Source organism: Gelidimonas denitrificans (assembly GCF_055694065.1).
The window spans coordinates 1,668,793-1,680,636 of the sequence record NZ_CM146350.1; the positions used below are offsets into that span (position 1 = coordinate 1,668,793).

Genomic DNA, 11,844 nt, shown 5'->3' on the forward strand with positions numbered 1-11,844 from the left:
TTATTTATGAAAGTATTGGTGGTAGGAGGAGCAGGGTATATCGGCTCTCATATGGTGCAGATGCTGCTTGCCAACGGGCATCAGGTCATTACTTTCGATAACCTTTCGGGCGGTTTCCGGGATGCCGTGTTGGGTGGCGAGTTTGTTGAAGGCGATCTTGCTGACAGGGTTGCGCTTGACAATGTATTTGCGCTGCATCAGCCCGATGCGGTGATGCATTTTGCATCCTTTATTCAGGTAGGCGAATCGGTGAAGTTGCCCGATAAATATTATCGCAATAATTTTTCCAATACCCTGAACCTGTTGGACGCGATGTTGGCGCATGGCGTGAAGCGCTTTATTTTCTCATCGACTGCCGCCATTTTCGGCGAACCGGAATATGTGCCAATCGATGAGCTGCACCCGACACGGCCGCTTAATCCGTATGGGCGATCGAAGTGGATGGTGGAGCAAGTGTTGGCCGATTACAGGCTTGCTTTTGGATTGCAGTATGTTTGCCTGCGGTATTTCAACGCGGCCGGCGCCGACCCTGGCGGTTTGCTCGGCGAGCGGCATGAACCTGAAACCCATCTGATTCCGTTGGTGCTGCAAGCCGCATCCGGTCGACGCCCGCATATCGCGGTGTTCGGCCGCGACTACGACACCCCCGACGGCACCTGCATCCGCGATTACATCCATATTGTCGATTTGTGTTCGGCCCATTTGCTGGCGCTGAATTTGCTGAACAATGATGGGCACAGTGATTGTTTCAATCTGGGCAATGGGGAAGGATTTTCGGTACAGCAGGTGATCGAGGCCGCGCAGCGGATCACCGGCGTCAGCATCGATGTGGTCGATGCAGAGCGTCGCGCAGGCGACCCGGCCAGATTGGTGGCCGATGCTTCCAAGGCGCGCCGCATCCTGGGCTGGACCCCGCGCCATGCCGAGCTCGATTCCATCATCGAAGACGCGTGGCGCTGGGAGTGCAAGACAGCCAGCCGCAGCAATAAGCAATAAGCAATAAGCAATAAATAGATCCGTTGGTCGTCTGCTGGTGTCGGCTTTGATAATTTTTGATGTAATGGAGAAAAAATGAAAGCGATGATTCTTGCAGCAGGTAAGGGCACACGGGTGCGTCCCTTGACCTACGATTTGCCCAAGCCGATGATTCCGATCCTGGGCAAGCCCGTGATGGCGTACCTGGTGGAGCATCTTGCCAAATTTGGTGTTCGCGACATCATGGTCAACGTGAGTTATTTGCACGAGAAAATCGAGGAGTACTTCGGTGAGGGCGACCAGTTCGGGGTCCAGATCGGTTATTCCTTTGAGGGTTATACCAACGACAATGGCGATGTGGTGCCGCAACCGATCGGCTCTGCCGGCGGAATGAAGAAGATTCAGGAATTTGGCGGGTTTTTTGATGAAACCACCATCGTCCTGTGCGGCGATGCATTGATTGATCTTGACCTGAAATCCGCACTGTTCGAACACAAGCGCAAGGGCGCATTAGCCAGTGTCATCACAAAGGAAGTGCCGTGGGATAAGGTGTCCGACTACGGCGTGGTGCTCACAGACGAGGATGGCAAAATACTGTCGTTTCAAGAAAAACCATCGCAGGAAGAGGCGCGCTCGAATTTTGCCAGTACCGGCATCTACATTTTTGAGCCGGAAGTGCTCGAGCTGATCCCCGCCGATACGGTATTCGATATCGGATCGGATTTGTTCCCGTTGATGGTGGAGCAGGGGCTGCCATTTTATGCGCAGAAACGCACTTATAACTGGATTGACATCGGCAGCGTTACTGATTTCTGGACCGTATCGCAGAGCGTACTGATGGGCGAGGTGGCGCAAATGGATATGCCGGGCCTCCAGATCACGGACGGAGTTTGGGTCGGCCTCAATACGCGTATCGATTGGGAAGACACGATCATCGAAGGGCCAGTGTATATCGGGTCCGGCTGCCACATCGAGGCGGGCTGCCATATCGTCGGCCCGACCTGGATCGGACACGGTAGTCACCTCTGCGCCGGATCAGAAGTGATCCGCAGCGTATTGTTCGAATACACCCGAATCTCGCCCAACGTGTATCTCGACGAGAAGGTCGTGTTCAAGGAATACAGCGTAAATCGGGCCGGTGAGATGACGCATGTTTCTGAATACGGCGACAGCGAATGGGGCAATGCCCGCGACCGGCGCCTCAAACGTCGTTCAAGCAACATTAACGAGTCAGAGAAAGCAAACGCCTGATAGAAATATGCTGGATCGTGAAATTGTTTTTTTAACAGTTTGTTGGGCTTGATAATGCATGTGTCACCCATATTTCCTGGGGTGTGTACAACTCTGCATTGATGGGAGATCGTAATGCATACGACGCGTCAGCCAGCTGTCGCCGGTGCTTTCTACCCGGCGCAAAAACAAGTATTGGCAAGCAATCTGGATGCCATGCTGAAAGCGGCAGAATCGGGCGATCGCGCTCCTGACAAAAGCTACCCCAAGGCAATTGTCGTGCCGCATGCCGGATATCGCTACTCCGGTCCGACTGCTGCGCTTGCCTATGCGCGTCTGGCTGCCGGACGCACAGCGATCAGGCGCGTGGTATTGCTGGGGCCGGTACATCGGGTGCCGGTACGCGGGCTGGCACTGCCTGGTGCCGACGCTTTCGCCACGCCGCTGGGCGAAATTACGCTCGATACCGCAGCCATCGCATCGATTGCCGGCATGCGTCAAGTCAGCGTCAGCCCCGCTGCCCATGCCCTGGAGCATTCACTGGAAGTCCAATTGCCGTTCCTGCAATCGGTTCTGGATGATTTCACGCTGGTGCCGCTGGCAGTTGGCGATGCCACACCTGCCGAAGTGGCGCAAGTGTTGGAGGCGCTATGGGACGGACCGGAAACGGTCATCGTGATCAGTTCCGATCTGTCGCATTTCCTGTCTTACCATGCAGCACAGAAAGTCGACCGGGAAACCGTGCGCAGCATTTTGCAGCTCGACAGCACCCTCACGCATGAACAGGCCTGCGGCGGCACTCCCGTCAACGGCTTGCTGCTGGCCGCGCAGCAGCACCACCTGCAGCCCGAACTGCTCGAACTGTGCAACTCGGGCGACACCACCGGCGAGTGGGACCGAGTGGTCGGCTACGCTTCGTTTGCTTTCATTGAGGAAACAAATCATGCCTGAAGCCGCCGAAAATCCCGGTCAAATACTGTTGCAGATTGCCCGTTCCGCCATTTCCTGTGCATTGGGAAATGTTTGGGACGCAGATGAAAAAGCCGCCTGGTTGCAGGAGCCGGGCGCATGTTTTGTCACGCTGACGCAAAACCGGCAACTGCGCGGATGCATCGGCACGCTGATGGCGCATCGTGCGCTGTTGGCAGACGTTAAAGCCAACGCCCAGGCAGCAGCTTTGCGTGATTCGCGCTTCGCGCCTCTGAGCGCGATCGAACTGAACCATATCGAAATTGAAGTGTCATTATTATCAACCCTGCAAGCGCTGAATTTTTCCTGCGAAGCAGATGTTCTGACCCGATTGCAGCCTGGTATTGACGGTGTAATGTTTGAATTCGGCCGTTACCGCAGCACGTTCTTGCCGCAGGTCTGGGAGCAGTTGCCGGTTGCCGCCGAATTCATGGCGCAACTGAAGCACAAGGCCGGATTGCCACCGGATTTCTGGGCGGAAGAGGTCAAGATCAGTCGCTACACGGTGCGAAAATGGCGTGAAAATGATTTTCGCAGATCATCTTAGAAGTAAAAAACATGGGAGTATGAATAAAAACATGCCATTTTACGCATATTGATATTGCGGAATATTAAAATACATTATCTAGTATATTTAAATGCAAAGTTAAATACAAAGCCCAGCCGGCGGTAGCGGGCAGCTTCAGAATCGCACTTGCCGCATTGATGTCGCATTGATCCACAGAGGGATAAATGATGGGAAATTCCAGCTACCCAGCCCGCTACTGGCACTTTTTAGAAGATAGTCGCATTCAGTGCGACCTGTGCCCGCGCGATTGCAAGCTGCATGAAGGACAGCGCGGCGCCTGCTTCGTGCGCATGCGCGCCGGTGACCAGATGATCCTCACTACCTATGGACGATCGTCCGGTTTCTGCATCGATCCGATCGAGAAAAAGCCGCTCAACCACTTTTACCCAGGCAGCAGCGTGCTGTCGTTCGGCACTGCCGGCTGCAATCTGGCATGCAAATTCTGCCAGAACTGGGACATCAGCAAATCCCGGGACATGGACCGCCTGATGGATCAGGCGTCGCCGGAAGCGATTGCCGCCGCAGCGCTGCAGTCCGGCTGCCAGAGCGTGGCATTCACTTACAACGATCCGGTCATTTTTGCCGAATACGCGATGGATGTGGCCGATGCCTGCCGTGCGCACGGCATCAAGACGGTGGCGGTGACTGCGGGCTACATGCACGACCTGCCGCGGCGCGATTTCTACGCGAAAATGGATGCTGCCAACGTCGACCTGAAGGCATTCACCGACGATTTCTACGCCAGAGTCACTAGTGCGCACTTGCAGCCGGTACTCGATACCTTGCGCTACTTGAAGCACGAGACCGATGTCTGGTTCGAGATCACCACGTTGCTGATTCCCGGCAAAAACGATTCCGATTCCGAACTCGCCGCGATGAGCAAGTGGATCAGGCAGGAGTTGGGTACCGATGTGCCACTGCACTTTTCGGCTTTCCACCCCGATTACAAGATGGACGATATCCATGCCACGCCGCCGGCCACGCTGGTGCGCGCACGGGAAATCGCGTTGCAGGAAGGATTGCACTATGTGTATACCGGCAACGTCCACAATCAGGAGGGCGACACCACCTTCTGCCCGGATTGCCATGCGCCGCTGATCGTGCGCGACTGGTATCAGATCGAGCAGTACCGGCTGACCGAAGAGGGCCGCTGCCCGCACTGCGGCGCTGCTGTGGCAGGACGCTTTGCAGAACAGGCCGGGCATTTCGGCAGAAGGCGCATACCGGTTGCGATCAACCTGGCCGGGGTCTGAGAAAAGGGCGGAATCGTGTCAGCCAAAGTTGAGCGCCTGGTCCGCAGGTCAGCATTCCAGCCGATTCCGTCCACGTCGAAGGCATGCTGTCCGCGTTTGCTCGTGAAAACTCCAAATATCCGGCGGCTTCAGTTCCACGTCGGACAACGATATTGTGTAGCGGGCCGGGACGATTGCCCTGGCCGCGAAGGTAAATATATTAGTCGGCGATCTTGATGACCACCTTGCCGAACGCGCCACGCGAGAGGTGCTCGTAAGCCTGAACCGCTTCTTCGAACGCATAGACATGGTCGATAACTGGCTCGATTTTGTGCTGGTTAAGGAATGGATTCATGCGATCAAACGAACTGCGAGGAGCGACCGCGATGCCACGAATCGTGGTCTGGCGGAAGATGAGCGGCATCAGGTTGAGCGCCGTGGTTTGTCCGGTCAGGAAGCCCACCTGCGCGATTACACCGGCGGCCTTGGTCGCAGCGACGGATTGGTTTAGGCCATCGCCACCGGCCACGTCGATGGTAATGTCGACGCCTTTTCCATCGGTCAACTCAAGCACTTTTTGTTCCCAGTTGGGGTGCGTCTTGTAATTGATGCCATCGGTGACGCCCAATGCTTTGACTTTGGCCAGGTTGGCGTCGCTGCTGGAGGTCGCAATCACGCGTGCGCCATGCGCTAGGGCAATTTGGGCGGCAAAAATCGACACGCCACCAGTGCCTTGCACCAGCACAGTTTGGCCCGGCTGCAAATTGCCTACATCCATCAGCGAATACCAGGCAGTCAGGGCGGCGATGGGAAGTGTCGATGCACCTTCGTCGCTCATGGCTTCCGGTGCTTTAACGGCGCCATCTTCATGCAGAATCATGTATTCGGCCAGGCCACCGGGAAGTGGCGAACCCAGACAAAACTCTGGCTCATCCGGTGCTGGAGCACCGTCCAACCAGTGCGAGTACAAATGCGAATTAACGCGGTCGCCAACCTTGAAACGGGGGACGCCGGGACCAACCGCCACCACCACGCCGACGGCATCCGAGACAGGAATCAAAGGCTTCGGTACCTTGTGCGGCTCATAGAAGCCGTCGACAATCGCCTTATCGCGGAAATTCAGGGAGACGGCACTTACCTTCACCAGCAACTCGCCAGCTTTCGCCACAGGCGTCGGCACATCTTCTAGATGCAAATTTTTCAAGCCAAAATCTTTCAACAGCCATGCTTTCATTTTTTTCTCCAGGTAGCGGGCATAGGTAAAGCGTTGGGCGGTGCCGCTAGGTCTTTCAACGCTAGAAATAGTTTAATTGTTTCCTTGAGCGATAGTTAGTAGGCAAGGCGATTGACACTCCATCCAAAAATTCCACAATTGGGTGAAAAGAAGCACTTTTTGAAAGCGACAAAAATCTCTCTTTTACCTAGATAAGCGCCCGTTCAGCCCGAGCGGCCCGGTTTTGGTTTCCGAATTGACCCAAGATACGACGGCGAGACTCAATCGCGCGTTTGGCGTCGACGTCAACTTCGATGTTTTGTCATTGAGCCCCGCCAAGAACTTCGGACTGAGCGTGACATAGCCGTCGTAGACGGTGGTCACAACTGGAAACCCTATCGACTGTTCCTAACGTTGAACCTAGCTTAATTCAATCCAATAAATCCAGTTATTAACTATAATTACATACACTTCATCCAAAAACTCCGTAATTAGGTAATGCATGGAAGATCGGTTCGCAGGAATCAGAGAGTTTGTCGCCACTGTCGATGGCGGCAGTTTTACGGCCGCAGCCGTTGAACTGGGCGTCACCGGCTCGGCTGTGGGTAAAAGCATTTCCAAGCTGGAGGCGAGATTGGGTGCGCAACTTCTACACCGGACCACGCGCCGGATTGACCTGACCACCGAGGGCGAGGTGTATTTGGTCAGTTGTAGGCGTATTTTGGAAGAGCTGGACCAGTCTGAAGCGTATCTGGCAACTGGCCACCAGCAGCCCATAGGGCGTTTGCGCATTGATTTGCCGACGACCTTCGGACGACGCCACATCTTGCCTTCGTTGTTGGCGCTCGGACTGCGACATCCCGGTTTGGACCTATCGATTTCGCTGCGTGATCGCGCTGTCGATATGGTGAGCGAAGGGATTGATATCGCGGTGCGCATCGGCGCTCTTGGTGACCATGCGGACCTCGTCGCGCGTCGTCTGGGCGAGCAGCGTCTGGTCCTCTGCGCTTCCGCCACGTATTTACAACTGCGCGGCGCCCCGGTCACGCGCGCCGACTTGGCCAAGCACGATTGTCTGGTCGGTTGGCGACGCGGCAATCGCCCTACCTGGCTACTGAAAAACGAGCAGGGCGATACCGCGCCCCAGGAGGTGCCGGTACGCCATGAGCTGACCGACGGCGATGCGCTGCTACAGGCCTGTTTGATTGGGTGCGGCATTGCGCAGATGCCGACGTGGTTGGCAGCCGAATCCTTGCGTACAGGAGCCTTGCTGCCGGTGTTGAGCGACATCGCTGGCGGTGCGATGCCCATCCACGTTATTTGGCAGAAAACCTGGCATATGCCACCGAAGGTTAGGGTGACAGTGGATGAGTTGGTGCGCGTTGCGGCGGCTGAAAGTGCTGTCTTCACCCCGATCTAAGCTCGATGTTAAGTGGCCTCAACCGCGCGGCCTACGCCTGCATGCGCTGCGCCAAGGAACTCTCCATCGTTCCCGGCTCATCGAACCGGGAACGCTGGAACAGGTAGCGCGTCAGGCTGCCGCGTGGTTCAGCCGCTACCTGAAGGGGCCGCACCGCGCCCAATAACCCGCTGCAAATTCCAGGCGGGGTCATCGCTAGCATACAAACAGCTCAGGCCGAAAATCCTGGCCCTGTTTCTGCCCCGTTTCGCTCTGGTAAGCCCGAGTCAGAACTTGGGCGATATGCGATTCAGAACAAAGTTATGGCAATAATACTTGCATGCCATCAATACGCGTTTAGCGTACCGCCCCGTTTCGACTACAATGCCCCGCTGTAGGATGCACACCGGCACACAACCAGATAGGGAGCGTACGCACCATGTCAGTCCAGGACCTGTACAGAAAAAAACGTGGCACCGTAGAAGATGCGATCGGCCAGATAAAGAACGGCGACTTCATCATTGTCCCCACCGGTGTCGGCGAGCCGCCAACTCTGCTAACAGCGCTGTCAGAACAGCGGCGACGTTTCCATGATGTGAAGGTGGGGCAGATCCTGGCGGTGCGCAAGTATGGCTACATCGACCCGGAAACGGTCGACCATGTACGCCATGTTGCGTTTTTCTTCGGTGGCGCCTCGCGCACTGGCGGCCAGAACGGCTGGATCGATTTCATTCCAAGCTATTTTTCGGAAATGCCAAGCATGATCGAACGCGGCCAGATTCCGGCTGACGTGGTGTTTTCGATGGCTTCGCCCATGGACCAGCACGGCTATTTTTCACTCAGCCTGGGTGCCGATTACACCATGGCGGCGGTCGCCAAGGCTCGCGCAGTAGTGCTGGAAGTGAACCCAAACGTGCCGTTCGCATACGGTAATTGCCATGTACATATTTCGCAAGTGGCGGCCCTGATCGAAAGCAGCGAGCCGGTCCTGGAAGTGGGCTTGCCGAAAATCGGCCCGGTGCAGGAAGCCATCGGCAAATATGTCGCCGACATGATCGAGGACGGCTCGACGCTGCAGATCGGCTACGGCGGCATCCCGGATGCGGTGGTGATGCAACTGACCCACAAACACGACCTGGGCATTCATACCGAGATGATCGGCGACGGCATCCTGACGCTGGTCGAAAGCGGCGCCGTCACCAACCGCAAAAAGACGTATATGCCGGGAAAAATGGTCGCCACTTTTGCGCTTGGCTCGAAAAAACTGTACCAGTTCATGGACCGCAACCCGGCACTCGAAATGCATCCGGTCGACTTCACCAACGACCCGTATCTCGCGGCGAAAAATGACAATCTAGTGGCGATCAATGCCACGCTGCAGATCGACCTGCTCGGCCAGTGCGGGTCCGAGAGCCTTGGCTACCTGCCGTATTCCGGCAGCGGCGGCCAGGTCGATTTCGTGCGCGCCGCCAATCGCTCACGCGGCGGCAAGGCGTTCATCGTACTGCCGTCTACCGCCAAGGACGACAGCATTACGCGCATCGTGCCAACACTCACGTCCGGCACCCACATGACCACCAGCAAGAATGACATCAACTACGTCGTCACCGAATTCGGTGTCGCGCAGCTGCGCGGTAAGTCGGCGAAACAGCGCACGCAGGAACTAATCTCGATTGCCCATCCGGATTTCCGCGCCGGCTTGACCGAAGCGGCCAAACAGATGCATCTCTTGTAACAACTGACACTTCCGTGCCTGCAAGCTTGGGCACGGAACTTGCGCACTCCATCCAACTCCGGTGCTGTAGCGTCTGGCAAGCGTAGTGTGCGCTCTTGTTTTCTTCAGAGTTGGATCGCTAAATCACACTAGGTGAGCGTACTTTCCAGCACATAGACCGAGTTACCTTTAATTTCTCGATTAAAAAAATATCTCATAATATATTTCGGAATTTTGTTTATCCCGAGATCTACAGATACCTCCACGATGGAAATTTTCTTTTTGACTTTATAGCCGTTTATTAAGAATATCGATTCAGGATTATCGACTGCCTTGAAAGAAGCCTTCATTTTCGAGGCTATCTCTTTCAGTTTTTGTCCGTAACTTTCGACCATCTCGCGATTCACCAGATCGCAAATAAGTTGATGCTTTGGAAATAGGCTCTTGAATATTTGAAGTAATTTCCTGATCTCGTTTTCATTTAAATATATAAAGACGCCTTCAAGAATGAATACGATTGGGCCTCTATGCGAAATAGAGGCGAGTTTTTCTTCCAGTGAATCAGTGCAAAAATCTATTGGGATACGGCGCAGTGGATTTACGCATTCAGCAATCGGTAATCGTGCATTTTTGTACGTCATCACCTGAGGCTCGTCCAGTTCAAACCATGTGCCTCCAGCTAATCTATAAGGACGACTATCAAAGCCGGCGCCTATAGTTATAACGCACAAATTGGGTTTGGAAACCAGCATTTTACGTAAAGCGTCATCGATTATGCGGTGCCTGACAATAATGCTGGCGTTGCAAAATATTTCCCCTTTGAATTTATTGTAAATGCGCCGCCCATATTCATCCATGAACAATTTCGCATACTCATCGCTACATACGGGACTTGTTTGTGCGGCATCCTGCATCCGTACGCCGCAGCAATAAAAAGCCATATTTGAAATTGGTTTCATCCGGCGCGGAGCTCATTTTTTTGCATCATACTCTGTGGCGCATGGAATAATTTCATGGACCACCAGAGAGGTGTCGGAAGATACCTCAGCAAGCCATCCGGAGAGTTCGATAGCCCGGCTAAGGTCGCTATAACCTTGCTCCCAGCGCCATTCAATGGACCCCCTTGAAAAATTGATATCCTTGAATCCCATGCTCCAGTCCCGTCCGGCATAAGAAAGTCGCACGATATGAAGCGTGGTGTCGCAACCGAGGGTGGACAGCACTTTCAGATCAGCCTTGTTTTTTTGGCCGGGCGGTAAGCGCTCATATAAATCGCGTGCAATGCGCTGGAGTTTATGCATGTTTATGTAATCTTCCATATGGCGTATTGAGCGCGATGCAAACATCAGATCTTTTTCTCGCGTTGACACTTCGTCGAGTGTGGCCGGTTCTTTTCCTTGCGCACTCCATAAATCCACCATGAAACATAATGCATCGACATGTGGCTTGTCGCGCAAAACGGTCTCAAGAGGCGTATTTGAATATAGGCCGCCATCCCAATAAAGATCTCCGTCCACGCGAATCGGCGGGAAACCTGGCGGCAGTGCGCCACTCGCCATAATGTGCTCGACGCCGATAGTTTGTTTCGCACTGTCAAAATTGACCAGTTCTCCACTTTTTACTTTCATCGCATTCACTGTGAGCCGCATACGCTTAATCGCATTCAGATAGTCGAAATCAACCAAATCGTTTAGCGTATCGGCCAAATTGCTGGTGTCATAAAAGCTCGCAGCTTCTGGTGCTACCGGAAGGCCTGTTGCAAAAAGGCTAGACAAACGGGGCGAGAAAAAACCAGGTATGCCGCGTACCATGGTATCGAGCGTCGATAAGCGAATATTCATGCGCCGCACCGCATCTGGCACTGTGCGCATATCAACACTATCTTGCAGCGATACCCGATCCCAAAACCCTTTTAGCCGCGCCAGTCGATTAGCCTTGTTATTGCCAGCGATAAGAGCGGCATTAATCGCGCCGATTGACGTTCCTACCACCCAGTCGGGGATCAGATTGTGCTCATGCATCGCGTGATAGACCCCAGCTTGGTAGGCGCCGAGTGCACCGCCACCCTGCAACACCAGGACTACACGCTTATTTTTAGGATTTAATCTATTTTCGACAGCTGCATTGGTTTTCATGTGAGCCTCTTTTAAGAAGCTAAAAGACGACAACAGGGACTGGATCTGACGGCTCTTCCGTATGACACGTTCGCCGATAGTCCATAAACACTAGCAGGCGCAAGTAATCAGTTCTTTGAGGTTCATCAAAGTTAATTGCCGGTCTTTAAATATACTTTTTGGATTAATTAGTGTAATTAATCCAAAAAGCATCACATCGTTCGATCGGAATATTCTCGGCTTTGTGAGGATTGCACCAGTAACTGCACCATTAATCGGCAGGATCGGCAATCTGACATCCGAGACTGCAAAAAAGTGGCTGGTCAAACTGGAAAGACTGGGCGGGCAGGGTGATTAACGGTCAAGTCTTGATTGGCAGCGTAGCTCTGCGGTTACTGGAACTGCCACGGGTTCAGTTATGAGCAGGACG

General features: G+C 54.1%; 11 protein-coding genes. 7 read left to right on the forward strand and 4 right to left on the reverse strand.

The window, feature by feature from the left end; translation table 11 throughout:
* The first annotated feature begins 6 nt into the window (after positions 1-6).
* The 5 genes from galE (at position 7) to amrS (ending at position 4,995) form a co-directional block, all read left to right on the forward strand.
* Positions 7-996 (forward strand): UDP-glucose 4-epimerase GalE, encoded by a 990-nt coding sequence (gene galE, locus FKCLFG_RS07770; protein WP_472615633.1) that lies wholly within the window; start codon positions 7-9, stop codon positions 994-996.
* 75 nt (positions 997-1,071) lie between these two features.
* Positions 1,072-2,226: a sugar phosphate nucleotidyltransferase gene (locus tag FKCLFG_RS07775; protein WP_472615634.1), complete on the forward strand. Its 1,155-nt coding sequence runs from the start codon at positions 1,072-1,074 to the stop codon at positions 2,224-2,226.
* 114 nt (positions 2,227-2,340) lie between these two features.
* On the forward strand, positions 2,341-3,156 hold the full coding sequence (gene amrB / locus FKCLFG_RS07780) for an AmmeMemoRadiSam system protein B (RefSeq protein WP_472615635.1): 816 nt from the start codon (positions 2,341-2,343) through the stop codon (positions 3,154-3,156).
* Complete coding sequence (gene amrA / locus FKCLFG_RS07785) at positions 3,149-3,721, forward strand: AmmeMemoRadiSam system protein A (RefSeq protein ID WP_472615636.1); 573 nt, start codon at positions 3,149-3,151, stop codon at positions 3,719-3,721. The genes amrB and amrA overlap by 8 nt, the downstream gene beginning before the upstream one ends.
* Positions 3,722-3,909: 188 nt before the next feature.
* A complete protein-coding gene (gene amrS / locus FKCLFG_RS07790; protein ID WP_472615637.1) occupies positions 3,910-4,995 on the forward strand; it encodes an AmmeMemoRadiSam system radical SAM enzyme in 1,086 nt (361 codons plus the stop codon).
* 199 nt (positions 4,996-5,194) lie between these two features.
* On the opposite strand, the gene FKCLFG_RS07795 is transcribed toward amrS, so the two are convergent.
* Positions 5,195-6,208 carry a zinc-dependent alcohol dehydrogenase family protein gene (locus FKCLFG_RS07795; RefSeq protein ID WP_472615638.1) on the reverse strand — a complete coding sequence of 338 codons (1,014 nt, stop codon included), beginning with the start codon at positions 6,206-6,208 and terminating at the stop codon, positions 5,195-5,197.
* A gap of 481 nt (positions 6,209-6,689) precedes the next feature.
* On the opposite strand from FKCLFG_RS07795, the gene FKCLFG_RS07800 reads away from it, so the two are divergent.
* The gene (locus FKCLFG_RS07800) at positions 6,690-7,607 is read left to right on the forward strand and encodes a LysR family transcriptional regulator (protein WP_472615639.1); all 918 of its coding nucleotides are present in this window, start codon (positions 6,690-6,692) and stop codon (positions 7,605-7,607) included.
* Between the two features lie 31 nt (positions 7,608-7,638).
* Here FKCLFG_RS07800 and FKCLFG_RS07805 read toward each other — a convergent pair whose 3' ends face one another.
* A complete protein-coding gene (locus tag FKCLFG_RS07805; RefSeq protein WP_472615640.1) occupies positions 7,639-7,809 on the reverse strand; it encodes a hypothetical protein in 171 nt (56 codons plus the stop codon).
* Positions 7,810-8,025: 216 nt separating this feature from the next.
* Here FKCLFG_RS07805 and FKCLFG_RS07810 point away from each other — a divergent pair, with 216 nt between their 5' ends.
* Entirely contained in the window at positions 8,026-9,321 is a 1,296-nt protein-coding gene (locus FKCLFG_RS07810; protein ID WP_472615641.1) for an acetyl-CoA hydrolase/transferase family protein, read from the forward strand.
* Between the two features lie 128 nt (positions 9,322-9,449).
* On the opposite strand, the gene FKCLFG_RS07815 is transcribed toward FKCLFG_RS07810, so the two are convergent.
* Together FKCLFG_RS07815 and FKCLFG_RS07820 are read right to left on the reverse strand one after the other, a co-directional pair.
* Positions 9,450-10,259, reverse strand: a complete 810-nt coding sequence (locus FKCLFG_RS07815) for a class I SAM-dependent methyltransferase (protein ID WP_472615642.1) — start codon at positions 10,257-10,259, stop codon at positions 9,450-9,452.
* A gap of 12 nt (positions 10,260-10,271) precedes the next feature.
* On the reverse strand, positions 10,272-11,435 hold the full coding sequence (locus FKCLFG_RS07820; protein WP_472615643.1) for a patatin-like phospholipase family protein: 1,164 nt from the start codon (positions 11,433-11,435) through the stop codon (positions 10,272-10,274).
* Positions 11,436-11,844 lie beyond the last annotated feature (409 nt).